This window comes from Streptomyces tubercidicus (genome assembly GCF_027497495.1).
GTDB lineage: Bacteria > Actinomycetota > Actinomycetes > Streptomycetales > Streptomycetaceae > Streptomyces > Streptomyces tubercidicus.
This window is the reverse complement of sequence record NZ_CP114205.1, coordinates 1,422,846-1,442,161: the sequence shown is the minus strand read 5'-3', so window position 1 is coordinate 1,442,161 and position 19,316 is coordinate 1,422,846. Positions and strand designations below refer to the sequence as shown.

Here is a 19,316-nt window from a genome sequence, read left to right as displayed (position 1 = left end):
GGCTTCGTTCACGTCTGACGGCTCTGGCTCAACTTCCGTGACGCGCGCACGCTGAGTGATGGTTGGCGGTCGAGTTCGCCTTCAAGAAGTTGCCCGAAAATGATCAGTGGCGATCTTGGACGGCTGACAGTTCGGAGCTCTGGAAGAGAGAGTGCTCCGGCTGGAGGAGTTGCTGTTCCCATCGATCGCGGACGTGTTGGTGCTGTCGGTGGACGTGAACAACGAGGCGATACGAATCGAGGCATGCAGTACGGCGACCGGCTCGGCGTGCCCGGCTTGCGGGACTTGGTCGAGTCGGGTTCATAGTTCCTACCTGCGGTTTCCCGCTGATGTGCCCAGCGCGGGGCAGCGGGTGGTGCTCTGTCTGCGGGTCCGGCGGTTCGCCTGCGCGATCTCTTCCTGCGGTCGGCGGACGTTCGTGGAGCAGGTGCTGGGTCTGACCCGCGAAGCGCGCGGCTTCAAGGTCTGGTCGAGGACCGACTTCCAGCGCGGGGACTACGTACAAAGGCGCGGCGGCCGTTGGTTCGCCGTTCTTCGCGTCAACTCCAAGTCGGTGACGGTTCCGCACATCCAAAACGGCATTGGTCAGAAGGTCGTCCATGCGGAGGGCAGCCGCCTCGACTGGACCTACACCGTGCCCTACGACGAGGTGACCGGTCGGATGAGCGCCGAAGAGATGACCCAGCACCTCCAGGACTCCCGCCGCGTAACACCCTGCCCGCCCCCTGCGGTATGCGCAGGGGGGCGGGCCCGACCAGATCACCAGAACAGGCATCACCATGACCACCGACACCCGGGCACGATCCCGAACGCCACCACGACCGGAGGTCACCACCGACATGACGGCCATCGCCAAGACTCGCGCCGACGGCTGCGACGACCAGGTGAGCCACCACGTGCGGCGACGGGCTGCGGGCGCAGTCGGTGAGCCGGTGACGACAGCTGATGGGTGGCGAGGTGCGGGAGGGATGTCGGCAGGTGTCGGGATACCGAGGGCGACGTGGACACTGAGCCCTTGGGTGTAGGCGTGCGCCTCGGCAGTCGCGACGGCGCGGAGCAGGCCGCGCTTGTCCAGCCCGTTCGGCGGGCGGTAGGACGAGCCGTCTGCTGCCAGGGTGAAGTCGAGCTGCTCCAGGAGGGAGCGGGCTGCGGTGGTCCCGGCTGTGAGTATCACGGCGCCGTCACCAATCTGGAAGCGGAGATCCGGGTCGGCGATGGGCTCGTCGGGGTTCCAGCGTGTCGTCCAGGAGAGATCGACAAGGTCGCGGGTGTGGGACAGGAGTCCGTACACCGCGATCCCGGAGCGCTCGTAGGCGTCCTGGGCCGTGCCCGGTGGGAGCAGGTACAGCGTGCGTCCGAGGTTCGCAGAACAGCAGGCGAGGCGCCACTGGGCGTTTTGTAGTGGCCTTGACCGGGACCGTCTCCGAGTTCAAGGAGCCGTCGCAGCACTTCGTCATGGCTGACACCCCAGGCCCAGGGCCAGAAGGGCGATCTGCGAGTGCGTGTCGGTGTCGACGGCAAGCGGTCTGGTCGAGGACATGGCTTCCTACTCGTGCGGCGGCATGCCTACGCCGCCACCTCGAAGTCGCCCTGCGCCGAAGCGGTCTTGGCAACGGCACGCTGGGTGATGGCCTTCGAGGCGCGCTCGGAGTCGGTGGAGATCTCGTTCGCGCCCGGCTGCAGGTACCAGGGCTTCATGTCGAGACCGGCAACGCGCATGCCGGTGGCGAAGCACAGCGCGGTGCCCTTGGGCAGGGCGCGGATGGCGTCGGCCGCCAGGATCCGCTCCTGCCGCATCGAGACGCTGGTGGACTTGCCGGACTCGGAGTGCGAAACGGACGTGCTCTCCACGTCGTGGTCGCCGACCATCCGGCTGAGCTTGTCGGCGAAGTCGGGGTCGTCGATGCCGGGGCCGACGACCTTGACGGTGGCGGCCGACCACATCGAGTCCATGCCGGCATCGCCCCATACCTGCTGGCCCTGCCGGTAGGACTGCAGGATGGTGATCGGGATGATGCCGCGGCTGCCCAGGTGTGAGTACAGCTGCGGGAGGTCACTGATCTTGCACACGTTCCCGGCCTCGTCCAAGATCGCCAGCATCGGTGGGTCGAGCCGTCCGCTGGTGCGTTCGGCGCGGGCGGTTGCGGCCCGCATGACCGAGTCCGCGCACGCTGCGATGAGCGCGGAGGCACCGCCGCCGCCGTCCTTCGACAGCAGGTAGAGCGTGTCCGTGCTGTCGACGAACTCCGACGGCTTGAACTCAGCGATGGCTTCCTGCGGGGTGACCCACGCGGCGATTTCCGTGTTCAGCAGGGCGGCTGCGTACTGGCGGGCCGTTTCGAAAATCCCGTCGCGGGTCTCCGGCGGGCCCTCCACCGTGCCCTTGAGCTGAGCGGCGACCGCGGTGTGGCCGTGGTCGCGCAGGATGTCCAGCGGCGTACGGTTGGCCGGGAAGGCCAGCCACTGCATGATGTCGGTAATCGGCCGCCCGTCCAGGGCAGCGGCAAGGAGCAACTGGGAAGTCGCCCTGCTGGCTCGCGTCTACGGAGGCGGCGAGGAAGTGGCCGGCGAGCCGGTTGGCGCCGTCGAGGGTCTTCGCGTCGGCGAGGGGGTTCCACCACATGGTGCGCTCATGGCGCCGGAGGCGCTCTTGCGCCGCGACCACCACCAGGCGGCCACGGCGGCGAGGGCGAGCAGGACGGTGATGGGGGCGATGCGTGCCGACCAGCAGCGAGGTGTGGTCGAGGGCGGGCCACAGTTGTTCAGGGTGGAGGAGGGCTCCGAACGGCTGGTAGGGAGTCGGAGTGCCGGAGTCCGTCAGCCAGGCGGCACCGAGGCCGCCGAGCCAGGCGAGGTTGGTGAGATTTGAGAGCGTGCAGGGCGTGAGTGCGATGTCGGCGCGCACCCTGCAACGCCGCTTCTCCTGCCCAGAAGACTCCGGTCCTGAGCACGAGCGAGGCACCGCATCCGCACCAGCGGATCACCGTGAGCTACCGCGATCCAGGTCACGTGATCGTCTGCGTCGTCCATGTTCGTCTCCACGGCGGGGCCCTGACCTGCACGTACCCCGCCTCGGGTGCGGTCGGCGGCCGCACTCCGGCGGCTCTTCCTGACCCGGGCGTCAGAACCGCGTCAGAGAGTCGGTAGCGTGGCCGGGTGAGTGAGAAGACCCTGCAACACCGGATCGACGGTCCCGACGATGCCCCTGTGCTCGTCCTGGGGGCCGCGCTGGGGACCACCTGGCATATGTGGGATCGGCAGATTCCCGAGCTGACGCGTCACTGGCGGGTCATCCGCTTCGACCTGCCCGGTCATGGCGGCTCGCCCGCGCATGCGGCGGCCTCTGTCGCCGAGCTGGCCGACCGGCTGCTCGCCACCCTCGACGCGCTGGGGGTGGACCGCTTCGGCTACGCCGGCTGCAGCATCGGCGGAGCCATCGGTACCCAGCTGGCGCTCACCCGCCCGCACCAGGTCACCTCGCTTGCCCTGGTGTCCACCTCGCCGCGCTACGGCACCGCTGACGCCTGGCGCCAGCGTGGTGTGGTCATCCGCACGAACGGGCTCGAACCGATCGCCCGCACCGCGCCCGAGCACTGGTTCACCCAGGGCTTCGCCGGTGCCCAGCCCGCGATCGTCGAATGGGCCGTGCAGATGGTGCGGACCACCGACCCCGGCTGCTACATCGCCGCCTGTGAGGCGCTGGCCTCCTACGACGTACGGTCCTCGCTCGGCCGGGTGGGCGTGCCCACGCTCGTCGTCGTGGGCTCCGAGGACCAGGTCACGCCGACCACCGACGCCCGCACCCTGGTCGCCGGTATCCCCGACGCGAGCCTGGCGCTGGTGCCCGGCACCTCCCACCTGGCGCCCGTCGAACAGCCCTCGGCCGTCACGGAACTTCTCATCCGGCACTTCAGCACCGCCTGGCACGACAAGCCGGGCCCCGGCGGCCAGACCGCCATCGGTGCCGCCACCCCCAAGCCGCAGCTCGCGCCCCCGCCGCCCCCGCAGGCGCCCCCCGCCGCCATAGAGTCCGGCCCCGCTCAGCCGGAGCAGGTCCGCGGGGCCACCTACGAAGCGGGCATCAAGGTCCGCCGCGAGGTGCTCGGGGACGCCCATGTCGACCGGGTCGAGGCCGCCGCCGACGACTTCACCGGCGACTTCCACGACTTCCTCACCCGCTACGCCTGGGGCGAGACCTGGACCCGGCCGGGCCTGGACCGCCGCACCCGCAGCATCGTCACGCTCACCGCGCTGGTCGCCCGCGGCCACCACGACGAACTGGTCCTGCACACCCGCGCGGCGCTGCGCAACGGCCTCACGCCGACGGAGATCAAGGAAGTGCTGCTGCACACCGCCGTCTACTGCGGTGTCCCGGCCGCCAATTCCGCGTTCCGCGTCGCACAGCGCGTGATCCGCGAGGAGACCACGCCGGAGACCTGAGACCCGGGGCAAGATGGCCCCATGGAACTCACCAAGAAGACCCACGCCTGTGTCCGGCTGGAGAAGGACGGGCGGGCGCTCGTCATCGACCCCGGCGTCTTCAGCGAGGAGGACGCGGCCCTCGGCGCGGACGCGATCCTGGTTACCCATGAGCACATGGACCACTTCAATGAGGAGCGGCTGCGGGCAGGCATGGAGGCCAATCCGGCGGCCGAGATCTGGACGCTGGCCAGCGTCGCCGAGCAGCTGTCGGCCGCGTTCCCCGGCCGGGTGCACACGGTCGGCGAGGGGGACACCTTCACCGCCGCCGGGTTCGAGGTGGAGGTGCACGGCCAGCTGCACGCCGTCATCCACCCCGACATCCCGCGCATCACCAACGTCGGCTACCTCATCGACGGCGGCACGGTCTTCCACCCGGGCGACGCCCTCACCGTCCCGGAGGGCCGTACGGTCGACACCCTGCTGCTGCCCGTCCACGCCCCCTGGAACAAGATCGCCGAGGTCATCGACTACGTCCGCGAGGTCGCGCCCCGACGGGCCATCGACATCCATGACGTCCTGCTCAAGGACCTTGCCCGCCCGGTCTACGACTCGATGATCGACAAGCTGGGCGGCACCGATCACAGCCGGCTCGCCCCCGGCGCCGGCACCGCACTCGGCTGACGGCCTGGCTGTCAGTCCCTCGCTGTAGGTTTGCAGACATGCGCATCGCGACCTGGAACGTCAATTCGATCACCGCCCGCCTCCCGAGGCTGCTGGCCTGGCTGGAGAGCTCCGGCACGGACGTGCTGTGCCTTCAGGAGACCAAGTGCACCGCCGAGCAGTTCCCGCGCGACGAGCTGCGCGAGCTCGGCTACGAGGCGGCCGTCAACGCCAACGGCCGGTGGAACGGTGTCGCCCTGCTGTCCAAGGTGGGGCTGGAGGATGTCGTCATGGGCCTCCCCGGGGGCCCGGACTACGACGGCGTGCAGGAGCCGCGGGCCGTCTCGGCGACCTGCGGCGCGGCCCGGGTGTGGTCGGTGTACGTGCCCAATGGCCGTGAGGTCGGCCATGCGCATTACGCCTACAAGCTCGGCTGGTTCGAGGCGCTGCGGACCGCGGTCGCCGGGGACGCGGCGGGCGCCCGCCCGTTCGCCGTCCTCGGTGACTACAACGTCGCACCGACCGACGAGGACGTCTGGGACCCGGCCGTGTTCGAGGGCGCCACCCATGTCACGCCCGCCGAGCGCGCCGCGCTGACCGCCCTGCGTGAGGCGGGCCTGTCGGATGTGGTCCCCCGCCCCCTCAAGTACGACCATCCGTACACCTACTGGGACTACCGCCAGCTCGCCTTCCCCAAGAACCGCGGTATGCGCATCGACCTGGTCTACGGCAACGCGCCGTTCGCCAAGGCCGTCTCGGACGCCTATGTGGACCGCGAGGAGCGCAAGGGCAAGGGCGCCTCGGACCACGCCCCGGTCGTGGTGGATCTCGACGTCCAGGGCTGAGCCGACGCGAACGGCCCCGGGGGCATCGCCCCGGGGCCGTCGTGCGCCGGGCCGTCAGCGCCGCCCCGGCATCAGCGCCCGGAGGTCCACCGACTCGCCCAGTGCCCGCAGACCCGCGTCGCCGGGGTGGAGATGGTCGCCGCTGTCGTAGGCGGGCAGCATCCGCTGGGGCCGCTGCGGATCGCGGACCACGGCGTCGAAGTCCAGGGTCGCGTCGAAGACGGCGCCGTGGTCGGCGCGCAGGAAGGCGTTGACGGCCTGGCGGCGGGCGTCGACGGCCGGGGTGCAGTCGTGGTAGCCCTCACAGGGCGCGATGGTCGCCGCCACGACCCGCAGCCCCCGCTCGTGCGCCCGCCGTGCGAGCGCCCGCAGACCGGCGATGACCTCGTCGGACGAGGTTCCCCAGCGCACGTCGTTGATGCCCTCGAACACCACCACCGTCCGCGCCGAGGGCTGCGCCAGCACATCCCGCTCCAGCCGGTGCTGGGCGCTGACCCCGCCGGTGTCGGTGCTGACCCCGTCGCCCGGGTAGCGGTCGGTGACGATGCGGTTCGCTGAGATGCCGTGGTTGAGCACGCCGTAGCGGGGCAGCGCCTGCTGGGCCTGGAAGCGGCGGGCCAGTACGTCGGGCCAGCGCCGGTTGGTGCCGCTGGTGGACTTCACCCCGTCGGTGATCGAATCGCCCAGCGCCACGATCGAGCCGGGGCCGCCCTGGACGTCGATGCCCGTCAGGAACGGCCAGACGGTCATCGTCTCCGGGAAGGCCGTGCCCCCGGCGTCCGCGGTGCGGTTCCCGCTGCCCGCCGCGCTCAGATACGACAGCTGGGCGGCCTCCTGGTGCACTGGCGCGGCCGTCACCGTCCCCGGCAGATGGATGCTCACCAGCAGATCCGTGCCGGCCGGCACGGTGAAGTCCACGGGATCGCTGAACGCCTCGGCACCGGCCGGGATACGGGTCCCGGTCTTCCCCCGCCCGAAGGTCAGCGGTGTCGGCCCGCGGTCCGCCGCCGCCCCATCGCCGCGTACCGCGATACTGGCCGCCCCGATGTCCACCGGGGTGCCCGCGAAGGTGTTGGCGAGCCGTATTCGGGCCCGGGGGCCGCCCGCGCCGCTGTGCACGACCAGCCGCAGCGTACGGTCCGTCCAGGGCCCGACCGCCCGGTAGCCCGCGGTGCTCGACGCCCAACTCCCGGTGCGGTGCCCGGTGTCGCGTACCGCCACCGCGAACACATGGAGCGCGCCCGCCGCCCCGTCCGCCGCGGGCAGCACCACCGAGGCCACCTCCCGCCCGGTCCGTAGCGGTACGGTCACCGCGTACAGCCGCGCCGGTCCGGCCGACGGCCCGCCAGGACCGTTGAGGTGCGGCAGCGCCACCGCCTTGGTGCTCAGCGGCCCCGACCGCCAGTCGGGCGCGGTGAGTTCATAGCTGCTGCGCGAGCCGTTTCGGTAGCGCACGGTCCCGGTGCCGGCGGCCGTGCCGCCCGTCCCGGCGACCAGGAAGGTGAGCGCCTCGCCCCGGCCGCTGACCGCCACGGTCTGGCCGTCGGCCACCACATTGTCCGGTGCCCCGGGCGCCGTACGCGGCAGGCCCAGCCGGGTGCCGTCCAGCGTCAGTACGCTCCCCGGCGACCAGCCCGCCGCCGCCAGGTCCTGGGCGGAGAGCGAATGGCCCGCACCGTCGAAGTCGGCGGCGCCTGGGGCGGAGTTGTCACTGACCGCCCGGTTGTCGAAATGCCTGGCCAGGGGCAGCGGGTGGGGTGATGGCCGGGCCGCGCCGGCCGGGGCGGCGGTGGCCGTGCCGGGGCCGGTGGCCGGCAGTGCGGCCGCGGTGAGCAGCAGGGTCAGGGCGGTGCCCCATCGTCGTCGTACACGCATCGGTCCGTGTCCCTCCGGGTGGCGCCAACGGGCGGGTGGTGCACTGCGATCCGGGCCGGTCCCGCGAGGGGCAGGGGCTCCTCCGGATCCACCAGATCCGATCCGAGCGCCATGAAGTTAGGGAGACGAAGGGGGAGCGTCAAGGTGACGAACGGGGCACGATGGCGCCGCGCGCCTGTGGCCCCGTGCGCAGGTCGGGTGGGACCCTGCACACCATGAACATGTCTTTTCTGGACAAGTGGCGCAAGCGTCATCAGACGCACCGGTCCGTGCCGCTCGCGGAGTCGGTGCGCGCCGACCCCGAGAGCGTCGTCGAGCTGCTGTCCGAGTGCGAGCTGCTGCGGGCCCAGGCGGCCACGGCGGGCGTGGAACTGGACGACTCCGCACGGTCGTTGGAGTTGCTGGATCAGCTCCAGCCCGTATGGCGGGACGATCCGGAGGTGCTGCCCTGGCTCGGCAACGACGCCGGTCTCTACCTCGGTACGGTGCTGGTCCGCACGGTGCGCGGCGCGGTGTGGCACGTCTGGCCGGACGGGCAGCCGGTGGTCCGGCTGGCGTCCGGGCGGGAGATCGACGTGGTGACGGCGGGCCATGACTGGGCCGACACCGGCGCGCCCGAACTGTCCCAGGTCTACGCCGAGGTCGCCGAGAGCTGACCCCCGTGCCGGTCCTTTTCCCGGCCCGCGGCACGTTCATCGGTAACCCTGATTTATCCGCCCATCTCCGCGCATATGTGCGTGTCAGTGGAGAAGTGCCCCATTCGCCCGGGTAGGTTGCGGGCTCTCCGCTGTACGGATGAGAGTGGGCAGGTCTGCATATGGCCGGTGATGCGCTGATTGAACTGCGCGGGGTCAACAAGCACTACGGAAAACTTCATGTCCTGCGGGACATCGACCTCACCGTCGGCCGCGGGGAGGTGGTCGTGGTCATCGGGCCCTCCGGGTCCGGGAAGTCCACTCTGTGCCGGGCCATCAACCGCCTGGAAACCGTCGAGTCGGGCAGCATCACGCTGGACGGCAGACCGCTGCCCGAAGAGGGCCGGGCGCTCGCCCAGTTGCGTGCCGAAGTCGGCATGGTCTTCCAGTCCTTCAACCTCTTCGCCCACAAGACCGTGCTGGCCAATGTGATGCTGGCGCCGGTCAAGGTCCGGAAGAAAAAGAAGGACGAGGCCGCCCGGCAGGCCCGGGAACTCCTGGACCGGGTCGGGCTCGCCTCCCAGGCCGACAAATATCCCGCACAGCTCTCCGGCGGCCAGCAGCAGCGCGTCGCCATCGCCCGCGCCCTCGCCATGGACCCCAAGGCCCTGCTCTTCGACGAGCCGACCTCCGCCCTCGACCCGGAGATGATCAATGAGGTGCTGGAAGTCATGCGCCGCCTCGCCCAGGACGGCATGACGATGGTCGTGGTCACCCATGAGATGGGCTTCGCCCGCTCCGCCGCCAACCGTGTGGTGTTCATGGACGACGGCCGCATCGTCGAGGACCGCACCCCCGAGGAGTTCTTCACCGCACCGCGCAGCGAACGGGCGAAGGACTTCCTCTCCAAGATCCTCAAGCACTGAACGGGGGCGCCGCGATGCCGCACCGTCACTCCTCGCCCCTGCGCCGCGCCCTGATGGCGCTCGCGCTCACCGTGCTCGCCCTGGCCCTCGCGGCCTGCGGCCGGGAAGGCAGCCCACCCGTCAAGGGCCCCAAGGGCAGCGAACTGCCCCGGTACCCGGTCGCCAAGAACTTCTCGCTGCCCGAGTCCCCGACCTGGGTACGGGCCAAGCGCCGCGGCCACCTCATCATCGGCGTCAAGGAGGACCAGCCCTACCTCGGCGAGAAGGACCCGGCCACCGGCCGCTACACCGGCTTCGATATCGAGATCGCCAAGATGATGTCCGCGGCCCTCGGCTTCCCGCCCCGCACCATCGAGTTCAAGACCATCGCCTCCGCCAACCGCGAGACCGCGCTGCAGAACGGCCAGATCGACCTCTACGTCGGCACCTACACCATCAACGACAAGCGCAAGAAGCTGGTGGGTTTCGCCGGCCCCTACTACATGGCCGGCCAGTCGCTGCTGGTGCGCGCCGACGAGAAGGACATCAGGGGACCGCAGGACCTGGCCGGCAAACGGGTCTGCTCGGCGGCCGGTTCGACCCCGTACCAGCGCATCCAGGCCGAGTACCCCAAGGCGGTCCTGATCGCCTACGACACCTACTCGGTGTGCGTCGACAACCTGCTCACCTACCAGGTCGACGCGGTCACCACCGATGACGCGATCCTGCTGGGCTACGCCGCCAAGGTGCCCGACGAGCTGAAGGTGGTCGGCAAGCCGTTCTCCGAGGAGCCGTACGGGATCGGCGTCCCCCGCGGCGACAACGCGCTGCGGTTCGCGCTCGACGACGCCCTCGCCGCGGCCGAGAAGAACGGCCTCTGGCGCAAGGCGTACGACGCGACCCTCGGCCTGTCCGGCGTGCCCGCCCCCAAGCCGCCCCCGATCGACCGCTACCCGGCGGCCTGAGCCGGCAAGGAACTGACCGATGAACGTTCTCCTGGACAACCTCTCCCTCTACGGGGAGGGCCTGCTGGGCACCGTCGAACTCACCGTCTACGCCTCCCTGCTCGCCCTCGCCCTCGGCTTCCTGATGGCCGCGTTCCGGGTCGCACCGGTCGGCTCGCTGCGGGCCTTCGGCACGGCATGGGTCACGGTGCTGCGCAATACGCCGCTGACGCTGCTGTTCTTCGCCGTGGTGCTGGGGCTGCCGCGGTTCGGGCTCGTCCTTCCCTTCAAGCTGTTCGCGATCCTCGCGCTGGGCTGCTACACCTCCGCCTTCATCTGCGAGGCGGTGCGCTCCGGCATCAACACCGTGCCGGTCGGGCAGGGCGAGGCGGCCCGCAGCCTGGGCATGACGTTTCCGCAGACCCTCGGTGACATCGTCCTTCCGCAGGCCTTCCGGTCCGTCATCCCGCCCATCGGCTCCACGCTGATCGCGCTCGCCAAGAACTCCGCGATCGCCGGCGCCTTCAGCGTCGTCGAACTCCTCGGGGTCTACAAACCGCTCAGCGAGATGGGCTACAGCATCGTCTGGACCTTCGTCTGGATCGCCGTCGGCTATCTGCTCGTGACCCTGACCATCAGCGCGATCTTCAACGTGCTGGAGAAGCGCTTCGGAGTCGCCCGATGACCACCGCTCTCTACGACGTCCCCGGCCCGCGGGCCCGTCAGCGGCACCGGCTCTACGGCCTCGGCGGGACGGTGGTGATCCTCGCGCTGATCGCCTGGATCATCTACCTCCTCTTCGCCACCGGCCAGTTCGTCGCGGCGAAGTGGACTCCCTTCACCTACACGGGAATTCAGGACCTGCTGCTCCGGGGCCTGGGCAACACCCTCAAGGCCTTCGGCCTCGCCGCGGTGCTGTCGCTGGCGCTCGGCGCGGTGCTCGCGACCGGCCGGCTCTCCGAGCACCGGATCGCCCGCTGGGTGTGCACCCTGTTGGTGGAGTTCTTCCGGGCGATGCCCGTGCTGGTCATGATCTTCTTCATCTATGTGGCCCTGAAGGTGGCGCCGCTGCCCGCCCTGGTCGCCGGGCTGACCCTCTACAACGGCTCGGTGCTCGCCGAGGTCTTCCGTACCGGCGTCCACTCCGTCGACCGCGGCCAGCGGGAGGCCGCCTACGCACTGGGCATGCGCAAGACCCAGGTCATGACGCATGTCCTGGTGCCGCAGGCGGTCCGGGCGATGCTCCCGGCGATCATCAGCCAGCTGGTGGTCGCCCTGAAGGACACCTCCCTCGGCTTCCTCATCACCTATGAGGAGTTCCTGCACGCGGGCAAGCTCATCGCGTCCAACCTCGACTACGACCTGCCGTTCATCCCCGTCGTCATGATCATCTCGCCGATCTACATCGGGATGTGCATGCTGCTGTCCTGGCTGGCCAACTGGGTTTCCAAGCGTCAGCGACGCAACCCGAAGGTGGAGGCGGTCGAGGTGGCACCGCCGGAGCCGGGCACGTTGCTGCCGGGGGGCCACCGGCCGCCGGGCTGAGGACGGAACCGGCCGGGACCGGCGGTCCGTCCGCCGGTCCTCGTCACACCCGCCAGACCCCGTCCCGCATCACCTCCCGCTCCGGCAGCTCGTTCACCTCGCGCCAGACCAGCATCCGCTGCGGCCGGAACGCCAGAAACACCCAGGTGTCGCGACCCCGGGGGTCCCAGCCCAGCTTCCGTGCGAAGGCGTCCCCGGTGTCGTCCGGCAGACTGTCCGAGGCGATCACCTCCGCCGTGCTCTCGATGAGCACCACATCGCGGGTGGGCCCCAGGGCGACCCAGCACGCCTCCTGCGCCCGGATGTTGCGGACCGTCGGATTCTTCGCCTTGGTCGCCATCCACAGCCGCTCGTCATGCCAGACGAAGGACAGCGGCACGAGCCGGGGCGGGCCGTCGCCGGACGCCGACGACACCCAGGCGTCCTCGTCCTTCTCCAGCCGTGTGAGCGCATCCCGCTTCCGCTGTCCGGCGTCGCGCGCCGGCGGGTAATCCGTCATGGCGGGAGGCTACCGATCATGCGCCCGCGCCACCTCGGCCCCGAGAGGTACGTCCAGGGGCCTACGACCGGCTTCCGCCCCCGCCCTGATCCCGCGCCCGGCCCAGACCCCGCCCCGCCGTCCTAATCGCGCACCGGCACCGACACATACGACGGATCGTCCGCCGGGGAGGAGAACGTCAGGCGGGCGCCGGACGGGTTGTGTTCGATGTAGAGGGGGTCGACGGTGTCGATGACCACGGCGAGGCGGTGGCCGGCCGGGACGTCGTAGGCCGTGGAGAACAGGTCCAGGTCCACGCCGAAGGGCTGGTTCGGGGTCTTGCCGTGGAAGGTGTACGGCGCGTGGGTGACCAGCTTGCCGAGGCCGAGCGGGCCGACGTCGTAGAGGTAGGCGATGGCGGTGCCGCTCTCGGCGGTGCTGGTCAGGGTGGTGTGCAGCCGGGTGGTTCCCCTGACCCGCTGTCCGGTCTCGTAGCGTTCGGACTGCCAGACGGCGGCGAGGGGGCGGGGCAGCAGCGGGATGGAGGCCATCGGCGGCAGCCGGAAGAACTGGTCCATCATGCTGGAGAGGAAGATCAGGCCGCCGTTGGCGCCGGAGTCCAGGTTGGTGTGGATCCGCCGGCTGTCGGCCAGCTCGATCTTCCGGTGTGCGGACGGTACGTCCCGCCAGCTCTTGTAGCCCTCGTACGCGCCGGTGGAACGGGACTTGAGCAGTACCGGCGACTCGCGGTCGATGCCGTTGTCCGCGCCCTGGAGGTAGTGGTCGAACCACCGCTTGGTGTTGGTCCAGGTGTCGTTGGGCAGTCCGAACAGTCCGAGCGCCTCGGGGGTGGCGTGGTCGCCCGGGCGGAACTCCAGCCGCTTGGGGCCCTTCAGCTTCTCGTAGAAGTCGGCGTATTCATTGGGCGGGAAGAGGGAGTCGCCCCAGGCGTTGCCCAGCATGATCGCGGCGCCATTGGCGTTGATCTTGTCGAGATAGGTGCTGGGGGAGCGCTTCTTCCCCCACTCGATCATGTCCTTTTCCTTGCTGAGATCGGAGGCGAGGAAGTCCCGGAGGATCGTGCGGAGTTCGGCGCTGGGGCGGCCGGTCAGGGCGCCGGTGCCGCCGAGCATCGCCGCCGCCTGCTTGTGCTGGGTCCGGCCGCTGTAGATGGAGCTGATCAGGTCGCCCCAGCCGCTGAGCGCCGCAACTGCCTTGATCCGCTTGTCGGACGCCGACGCCAGCAGGCTGATCCCGGCGCCGTAGGAGACCCCGGCCATGCCGACCCGGTGCGGATCGGCCGGGGTGTGGGCCAGCGCCCAGTCGATGACCTTCGAGGCATCCGCGATGTCCTTCGGCCCGGCCGTCTCGATCTCCCCGCCGGACTGCCAGAACCCGCGGGAGTTGTATCCGACCACCACATAGCCCGCCTCGGCCAGCTTCCTGGCCTGCGCCAGGTACTCGACCTGCGGCATCGACCAGCTCGTCGGCAGCACGATGACGGGGTGGCGCCGGGTGCCGTCGGAGCCGGCCGGGGTGAAGACATTCGCCTTGAGGGTGATACCGCCGTCGCCCTCGATGTCGACGAAGCGGAGGGAGGGGGCACCGCCCGAAGTCGCTGTGGCGGGGGCGGATTGCGGTGTCGCCGCCGCGGCGGTGGCCGGGGTGCCGGTAAGAACCGTGGCGGCCAGGAGGGCCGCGGAGGCGGTGCCGATCGCGACGCGCTGCGTCGTACGGGAGGGCGTCATCTTCTGCTCCAGATCTTGATGCGGGCGACCGCACGCTGTCCGGGGACAGGTGGGGCGTACGGTGCACCCGAATGTGACTGGAGAGTAAGGTCCGCTCCTTACCTGTGGTAACCCGTCGGTAGGTTACGGCTGGGTAACGTCCCTGGGTCCAGGGGGAGTCGGGGAGGGGAGGAGGGGGTGTGCCCCGGAAGTCGGCCCCGGCAGGGGGTTGTTCGGCCGGGAGTCGTCGGGCAGGGCGTGGAGAAACTCCGCCAGTGCGGTGTTGAATGCGTCCGGCCGCTCCAGGTTCGGGAGATGACCCGTCCGCTCGATGAGGGTCAGGGTGGCGTCCGGGACCCGTGCGTGGATGTCGCGGGCATCGCTCACGGGGGTGTAGGTGTCCTCCGTGCCGACCACCACCAGTGCCGGTACCGAGACCCGCGTCAACAGGTCCCCGTAGTCGGGGCGTTCGGCGCGTCCGCGGAGTGCGGCGGCCGCGCCCTCGGGGGGTGTGGCCGTCATCATCGCCAGGACGTGGGCGGCGGCCTCCGGCCGGTGGGTGAGGGTGTGCGCGGAGACCATCTTGGCCAGCACCTCCTGTGCGTAGCCGGTCATGCCCTCGCGGAGCAGCCGGGCCGCCATGTTGTGGCGCGCAGTCCTGCCCTCCTCGGTCTCCGCGGCGGCGAAGGTGTCGGCCAACACCAGGCCCTGGATCCGCTCCGGGAAGAGCCGGTAGCACTCCATGACGATCTGGCCTCCCATGGACAGGCCGCCGAGCACGAAGCGCTCGATTCCGAGCCGGTCCAGCAGGGCGAGCAGGTCGCGTGCGAAGGTCTCCAGCGGGGTGGTGCCGGGGACGACCGTGCTCTGCCCGTAGCCCCGGAGGTCCGGCGCGATCACCCGCCATCCGGCCTGGCTGAAGTGCTCGATCTGCGGGCGCCACATCGAGCGGTCGAAGGGGTGGCCGTGTACGAGCACCAGCGGATCGCCGCTGCCCTCGTCCTCGTAACCCATCGTGATCTCGCGGCAATTGACCGAACTCATGGATCGTCCCCCTCTGCTGTGGCTTGACGCCTCGATGCTATAGAGGGCAATCTCTCGGTGCAATGATAGAAATGTACTCGGTGCAATGTTGTGAGTGCGCCGCCTCGCGCCTCAGGGGAGTGACCGATGGACGACTATCGCGCGATCGCCGATGACCTCGCGGCCGACATCGCCGCCGGGCGGCTCCGGCCGGGGGACCGGCTGCCGCCGCTGCGCCGGTTCGCCCGGGACCGGCGTATCGCGAGCTCGACCGCGGCCCGGGTGTACGGGGAATTGAGCCGACGCGGGCTGACGGTGGGAGAGGTCGGCCGCGGCACCTTCGTCCGCAGCACCGCGCCGGCCGCCGAGCCCGCACTGGCCGAGCCGGGTGAGGCCCGGGTCGACCTGGAGCTGAACTTCCCCGTGCTGCCCGGCCACCCCGCGCTGCTCGCCCAGAGCCTGGGGCAGCTGCTGCGGCCTGACGCCCTGGCCGCCGCGCTCCGCCCGGTGGGGGCGGTCGGCACGGCCGCCGCCCGTCAGGCCGCCGCCGCCCATCTCGCCCGTGGCGACTGGGCGCCGGATCCCCGGCAGCTGCTCTTCGCGGGCAACGGCCGGCAGGCGATCGCCGCGGCGATCGCCGCGCTGGTCCCGGCCGGTGAGCGGCTCGGCGTCGAATCACTCACCTACCCCGTGGTGAAGGGCATCGCGGCCCGCCTCGGCATCACCCTCGTCCCCCTCTCCATGGACGAGCACGGTCTGACCCCCGAGGCCCTGCGTGCCGCACCCCCGCTGCGCGCCGTCTACCTCCAGCCCGCTCTCCACAATCCGCTGGGCGTCACCATGCCCGCCCACCGGCGCACGGAACTCGCCGCGGCCCTGCGGGAGTTGGACCTGTTCGCCATCGAGGACGCGATCTACGGCTTCCTCCGCAACGACCTCTCCCCGCTCGCCGCCCTCGCGCCGGAGCGCACCGTGGTCATCGACAGCCTGTCCAAACGGCTCGCGCCCGGACTGTCGCTGGGATTCCTCACCGTGCCCGAGGGCACCGCACAGGACTTCGCCACCGCCCTCAGGACGGGCACCTGGACCGCGTCCCGCTTCGCGCTCGACGCGGCCACCCGCTGGATGTCCGACGGCACCGCCGCGGCAGCCGAGGAGGAGAAGCGCGCCGACGCCGCCGCACGACAGCGGCTGGTCGCCGAACGGCTCGCCGGATTCCGGGTCGGGGCCGATCCGCACGCGTATCACTGCTGGTGGGAGCTGCCGGAGCCGTGGCGGGCCGACACCTTCGTCGCCGCCGCAGCGCGCCGCGGGATCGCCGTCACCCCGTCCGGAGCCTTCGCCATCGGCTCCGGCCACGCCCCCAACGCCGTACGTCTGGCGCTCGCCTCACCGCCCGTCGAGGTGCTGGCCGAGGCGCTCGATGCGCTGGCCGGGCTCGCGCAGGGGGCACCGGAGGACACCGCGGCGGAGTGAGGCAGCGCCGGGGCGGAGTGAGAGGAGCGCCGGGGCCGGGCGGGCGGCGCCTCAGGTGCCGCTCATCAGGTGTCCGAGACCGGTGCGCAGCTCCGCCGTGTTCATCACCGGCTGCAGCGAGACCTTCGCGTGCAGATCCATGAAGAACGATTCCAGGAGCGTCGGCATCTGCGACGACTCCTTCATGTCGAAGAAGAAGTAGGCGGTGCGGTCACCGCCGTCGAGGGTGAAGTAGGCCGCCTCCGGCTGGAGGGCGGCGAGGGCGGTCTCCATGATCTTCGGCAGACTGCCGCTCTGGATGACTTCGTTGCCGGTCTCGGTCGGTATCCGGGCCGTCAGGACCATCCTCATCGGGCTCACTCCTCGCCTGGAGGGCGTGGGGCGGGTGGCGCGCGGCGGCGGACCGGGAGCCCGGGTGCCCGGCGCGTTCGCGGGCAGCTCCGGCGCACCGCCGGTGGGTGTCCGTCCCTGTGTTCTCAGGGTCTCACGGTCCGGGATCCGGGGCCGGTCTGCCACAGCCGGGGTGCGGGTCAGGAGCCGGTCAGCAGCTGCTCGGGGCGTCCGGTGGGCGGGACCTCCTCGGCCGGTGGCACCGGGCCCGGCGGGGTGCCGTCGCCGAACGGCCGGCCGCCCAACTCCTCGCGGTGGTGCGGGGTCAGCCAGCCGGAGAGGTCCGGTCCGAGCGGGACGATGCCGGTCGGGTTGATGCCCGTGTGCACCCGGTAGTAGTGCTGCTTGATGTGGTGGAAGTCGACGGTGTCGCCGAAGCCGGGTGTCTGGAAGAGGTCCTTGGCGTAGGCCCACAGCACCGGGTCCTCGGCCAGCTTGAACCGGTTGCACTTGAAGTGCCCGTGGTAGACGGCGTCGAAGCGGACCAGCGTGGTGAACAGCCGGATGTCGGCCTCGGTGAGGGTGTCGCCGACCAGGTAGCGGCGGTCCACCAGGCGCTCGGACAGCAGATCCAGGCGCCGGAACAGATCACGGAAGGCGGCCTCGTACTCGCTCTGCCCGGTGGCGAAACCGGCTCGGTACACGCCGTTGTTGACGTCCCGGTAGACGCCCGCCATCACGACGTCGATCTCCTCGCGCAGCGGCTCCGGGTACAGATCGGGGGCGCCGGGCCGGTGCAGCGCCGTCCACTCCGTCGCGAAGTCCAGGGTGATCTGCTGGAAGTCGTTGGTGACGAGCTGCCCGCTGGGCACGTCGACGACGGCGGGGACGCTGACCCCGCCGGGGTAGCCGCTCTCGCGGGCGTCATACGCCTCGCTGAGGAAGCGGATGCCGAGGACGGGATCGCGGCCGTCCGGGTCCAGGGTGAAGCGCCAGCTGCGGTCGTCCTGGAGCGGGTCGGTGATGGCGAGCGAGATCGCCTCCTCCAGGCCGAGCAGCCGCCGGGAGATCACGGCGCGGCTCGCCCAGGGGCAGGCGCGGCTGGCCACCAGCCGGTAGCGGCCGGCCTCGACCGGCCAGCCGTCGCGGCCGTCCGCCGTGATGCGGTCCGCGAAGTGGCTCCTGGAGCGCTTGAAGGGTTTTCTGCCGTACGCGACATTGCCGTCGGTGGCGGCGTCCGGGGTGGCGTCCGAGGCGCCCTCCGACGTGCCGTCCGGGGTGCCGCCGTTGCTGCCGGTGTCGGGGTGGGGCATCACCGACTCCTTCCGTCTGTGGTTGCCCGGGGCATGAGGCGAGCCTTCCCGGCCGGGGCCGGGTATTCCCCCGCGTCAGCCGCCCGGCGCACCGCCGCGTCCGTGCCACCGGGCGGCCCGGGTCAGCCGAGGTGGGTGAGATCGGGCCGCAGCCGGTGCCAGACCGGGTGCCGCAGCCGGCCGGCCGAGGTCCAGCCGGTGAGCGTGATCTCGGCGACGAGCCGGGGCTCGGCCCAGTGCGCCCCCGCCACGTCCACCGCGTTGAGGAACGGCGACCGGTCGAGCGGGATCACCTCCAGGTACCGCGCCAGCTCATGGCGCTCCCGGTCGGACAGCCCCGAGCCGACCGAGCCGACGTAGCGCAGCCCCGCGGGTTCCGCCACGCCCGCCAGGACGGAACCGGGGAGTCCGGCCAGTCCGCCATGGCCTTCCGTCCAGCCCCCGATGATCACGTCGAGGGTCAGCAGATGCTTCGTCTTGCGCCACTCGGGTGACCGCACACCCGGCAGATACGCCGAGGTCAGCCGCTTGGCCACCACCCCTTCCAGCCCGGCCTGCAACGAGCCCTCCCACACCTGCTGGGCATGGCCTTCCACATACTCGGGCGCCGACCAGTTCGGCCCGCGGAGCCGCAGCCCGGACAGCAGGGACCGGCGCTCGTAATACGGCGAGCCGAGCAGCGAGCCGCCCAGATACATCAGGTCGAAGAGCACGAGGTGTACGGGGTGCTCCATGGCCAGCCGGGCCGTGCGGCGCGGGTTCACCACACCCATCCGGCGCTGCAGCAGCCCGAAGTCCGGCCGGCCGCGCGCGTCCAGCACCACCACCTCACCGTCGAGCACCGCCGGCCGGCCCCGCAGCTGCTCGCCCAGGGGCGCCAGCTCCGGGTAGGTGGCGGTCGCGTCGTTGCCCGCCCGGGTGATCAGCCGGACGGTGCCGTCGCCGGAGGTGTTGATGACACAGCGCGCACCGTCCCATTTGGCCTCGAACGCCCAGCCCGCCTCCTCGTGCTCGGCGGGCAGCGGGCCGATCGTGGCCAGCATCGGCCGGATCACCGGGTACGAGGCCGAGCCACGCTCGGCGGACGGGGCCATGGTTCGATGATCGGGCGATACGGGGGCGTTCGCAGATCGGCGGG

Annotated in this window: 17 protein-coding genes and 1 pseudogene; 10 read left to right on the top strand and 8 right to left on the bottom strand. The window is 70.9% G+C overall.

Annotated elements, in window-relative coordinates; all coding sequences use genetic code 11:
• Positions 1-151 precede the first annotated feature (151 nt).
• Positions 152-928 (top strand): transposase family protein, encoded by a 777-nt coding sequence (locus tag STRTU_RS36125; protein ID WP_159742606.1) that lies wholly within the window; start codon positions 152-154, stop codon positions 926-928.
• Positions 929-1,566: 638 nt separating this feature from the next.
• Here the strand turns inward: STRTU_RS36125 and STRTU_RS06115 are convergent.
• Positions 1,567-2,905 (bottom strand): annotated as a pseudogene (locus tag STRTU_RS06115) (type IV secretory system conjugative DNA transfer family protein).
• A gap of 251 nt (positions 2,906-3,156) precedes the next feature.
• Between STRTU_RS06115 and pcaDC the strand changes: the two are divergent.
• The 3 genes from pcaDC to STRTU_RS06100 are packed head-to-tail and all read left to right on the top strand — an operon-like array spanning position 3,157 to position 5,927.
• The gene (gene pcaDC / locus STRTU_RS06110; RefSeq protein ID WP_159742605.1) at positions 3,157-4,440 is read left to right on the top strand and encodes a bifunctional 3-oxoadipate enol-lactonase/4-carboxymuconolactone decarboxylase PcaDC; all 1,284 of its coding nucleotides are present in this window, start codon (positions 3,157-3,159) and stop codon (positions 4,438-4,440) included.
• Positions 4,441-4,461: 21 nt separating this feature from the next.
• Positions 4,462-5,103 (top strand): MBL fold metallo-hydrolase, encoded by a 642-nt coding sequence (locus tag STRTU_RS06105; protein WP_159742604.1) that lies wholly within the window; start codon positions 4,462-4,464, stop codon positions 5,101-5,103.
• A 38-nt stretch (positions 5,104-5,141) separates the two neighbouring features.
• Positions 5,142-5,927 carry an exodeoxyribonuclease III gene (locus STRTU_RS06100; protein ID WP_159742603.1) on the top strand — a complete coding sequence of 262 codons (786 nt, stop codon included), beginning with the start codon at positions 5,142-5,144 and terminating at the stop codon, positions 5,925-5,927.
• A 54-nt stretch (positions 5,928-5,981) separates the two neighbouring features.
• Here STRTU_RS06100 and STRTU_RS06095 read toward each other — a convergent pair whose 3' ends face one another.
• Positions 5,982-7,802 carry an SGNH/GDSL hydrolase family protein gene (locus tag STRTU_RS06095; protein ID WP_159742602.1) on the bottom strand — a complete coding sequence of 607 codons (1,821 nt, stop codon included), beginning with the start codon at positions 7,800-7,802 and terminating at the stop codon, positions 5,982-5,984.
• 215 nt (positions 7,803-8,017) lie between these two features.
• Between STRTU_RS06095 and STRTU_RS06090 the strand changes: the two genes are divergently transcribed.
• From STRTU_RS06090 to STRTU_RS06070, 5 genes are all read left to right on the top strand, one after another.
• Positions 8,018-8,458 (top strand): DUF6278 family protein, encoded by a 441-nt coding sequence (locus STRTU_RS06090; protein ID WP_159742601.1) that lies wholly within the window; start codon positions 8,018-8,020, stop codon positions 8,456-8,458.
• A gap of 161 nt (positions 8,459-8,619) precedes the next feature.
• The gene (locus tag STRTU_RS06085) at positions 8,620-9,363 is read left to right on the top strand and encodes an amino acid ABC transporter ATP-binding protein (protein ID WP_159742600.1); all 744 of its coding nucleotides are present in this window, start codon (positions 8,620-8,622) and stop codon (positions 9,361-9,363) included.
• 14 nt (positions 9,364-9,377) lie between these two features.
• Positions 9,378-10,307 (top strand): glutamate ABC transporter substrate-binding protein, encoded by a 930-nt coding sequence (locus STRTU_RS06080; protein ID WP_159742599.1) that lies wholly within the window; start codon positions 9,378-9,380, stop codon positions 10,305-10,307.
• A gap of 19 nt (positions 10,308-10,326) precedes the next feature.
• On the top strand, positions 10,327-10,971 hold the full coding sequence (locus STRTU_RS06075) for an amino acid ABC transporter permease (RefSeq protein WP_159742598.1): 645 nt from the start codon (positions 10,327-10,329) through the stop codon (positions 10,969-10,971).
• Positions 10,968-11,831: an amino acid ABC transporter permease gene (locus STRTU_RS06070; protein WP_159742597.1), complete on the top strand. Its 864-nt coding sequence runs from the start codon at positions 10,968-10,970 to the stop codon at positions 11,829-11,831. The genes STRTU_RS06075 and STRTU_RS06070 overlap by 4 nt, the downstream gene beginning before the upstream one ends.
• Before the next feature lie 43 nt (positions 11,832-11,874).
• Here STRTU_RS06070 and STRTU_RS06065 read toward each other — a convergent pair whose 3' ends face one another.
• The 3 genes from STRTU_RS06065 to STRTU_RS06055 form a co-directional block, all read right to left on the bottom strand.
• Positions 11,875-12,330: a pyridoxamine 5'-phosphate oxidase family protein gene (locus STRTU_RS06065; protein WP_159742596.1), complete on the bottom strand. Its 456-nt coding sequence runs from the start codon at positions 12,328-12,330 to the stop codon at positions 11,875-11,877.
• A 122-nt stretch (positions 12,331-12,452) separates the two neighbouring features.
• Positions 12,453-14,057, bottom strand: coding sequence for a CocE/NonD family hydrolase (locus tag STRTU_RS06060; protein ID WP_159742595.1), 1,605 nt, complete (start codon positions 14,055-14,057; stop codon positions 12,453-12,455).
• Between the two features lie 123 nt (positions 14,058-14,180).
• Entirely contained in the window at positions 14,181-15,080 is a 900-nt protein-coding gene (locus tag STRTU_RS06055; RefSeq protein ID WP_159742594.1) for an alpha/beta fold hydrolase, read from the bottom strand.
• A gap of 126 nt (positions 15,081-15,206) precedes the next feature.
• Between STRTU_RS06055 and STRTU_RS06050 the strand changes: the two genes are divergently transcribed.
• On the top strand, positions 15,207-16,535 hold the full coding sequence (locus STRTU_RS06050; RefSeq protein WP_159742593.1) for an aminotransferase-like domain-containing protein: 1,329 nt from the start codon (positions 15,207-15,209) through the stop codon (positions 16,533-16,535).
• Positions 16,536-16,586: 51 nt separating this feature from the next.
• Here STRTU_RS06050 and STRTU_RS06045 read toward each other — a convergent pair whose 3' ends face one another.
• From STRTU_RS06045 to ligD, 3 genes are all read right to left on the bottom strand, one after another.
• Positions 16,587-16,886: a hypothetical protein gene (locus STRTU_RS06045; protein WP_159742592.1), complete on the bottom strand. Its 300-nt coding sequence runs from the start codon at positions 16,884-16,886 to the stop codon at positions 16,587-16,589.
• Between the two features lie 179 nt (positions 16,887-17,065).
• A complete protein-coding gene (locus tag STRTU_RS06040; protein WP_159742591.1) occupies positions 17,066-18,178 on the bottom strand; it encodes a glutathione S-transferase family protein in 1,113 nt (370 codons plus the stop codon).
• A gap of 122 nt (positions 18,179-18,300) precedes the next feature.
• A complete protein-coding gene (gene ligD / locus STRTU_RS06035) occupies positions 18,301-19,272 on the bottom strand; it encodes a non-homologous end-joining DNA ligase (protein ID WP_159742590.1) in 972 nt (323 codons plus the stop codon).
• Between the last annotated feature and the right edge of the window lie 44 nt (positions 19,273-19,316).

What these genes read in the sequence shown, in the direction of transcription:
- STRTU_RS06095 (WP_159742602.1), bottom strand. Translation starts at nt 7,802, where the DNA reads ATGCGTGTACGACGACGATGGGGCACCGCCCTGACCCTGCTGCTCACC.
- STRTU_RS06100 (WP_159742603.1), top strand. Translation starts at nt 5,142, where the DNA reads ATGCGCATCGCGACCTGGAACGTCAATTCGATCACCGCCCGCCTCCCG.
- STRTU_RS06105 (WP_159742604.1), top strand. Translation starts at nt 4,462, where the DNA reads ATGGAACTCACCAAGAAGACCCACGCCTGTGTCCGGCTGGAGAAGGAC.
- STRTU_RS06045 (WP_159742592.1), bottom strand. Translation starts at nt 16,886, where the DNA reads ATGAGGATGGTCCTGACGGCCCGGATACCGACCGAGACCGGCAACGAA.
- STRTU_RS06060 (WP_159742595.1), bottom strand. Translation starts at nt 14,057, where the DNA reads ATGACGCCCTCCCGTACGACGCAGCGCGTCGCGATCGGCACCGCCTCC.
- STRTU_RS06085 (WP_159742600.1), top strand. Translation starts at nt 8,620, where the DNA reads ATGGCCGGTGATGCGCTGATTGAACTGCGCGGGGTCAACAAGCACTAC.
- STRTU_RS06050 (WP_159742593.1), top strand. Translation starts at nt 15,207, where the DNA reads ATGGACGACTATCGCGCGATCGCCGATGACCTCGCGGCCGACATCGCC.
- STRTU_RS06040 (WP_159742591.1), bottom strand. Translation starts at nt 18,178, where the DNA reads ATGCCCCACCCCGACACCGGCAGCAACGGCGGCACCCCGGACGGCACG.
- STRTU_RS06065 (WP_159742596.1), bottom strand. Translation starts at nt 12,330, where the DNA reads ATGACGGATTACCCGCCGGCGCGCGACGCCGGACAGCGGAAGCGGGAT.
- STRTU_RS06055 (WP_159742594.1), bottom strand. Translation starts at nt 15,080, where the DNA reads ATGAGTTCGGTCAATTGCCGCGAGATCACGATGGGTTACGAGGACGAG.
- ligD (WP_159742590.1), bottom strand. Translation starts at nt 19,272, where the DNA reads ATGGCCCCGTCCGCCGAGCGTGGCTCGGCCTCGTACCCGGTGATCCGG.
- STRTU_RS06090 (WP_159742601.1), top strand. Translation starts at nt 8,018, where the DNA reads ATGAACATGTCTTTTCTGGACAAGTGGCGCAAGCGTCATCAGACGCAC.
- STRTU_RS06080 (WP_159742599.1), top strand. Translation starts at nt 9,378, where the DNA reads ATGCCGCACCGTCACTCCTCGCCCCTGCGCCGCGCCCTGATGGCGCTC.
- STRTU_RS06075 (WP_159742598.1), top strand. Translation starts at nt 10,327, where the DNA reads ATGAACGTTCTCCTGGACAACCTCTCCCTCTACGGGGAGGGCCTGCTG.
- STRTU_RS06070 (WP_159742597.1), top strand. Translation starts at nt 10,968, where the DNA reads ATGACCACCGCTCTCTACGACGTCCCCGGCCCGCGGGCCCGTCAGCGG.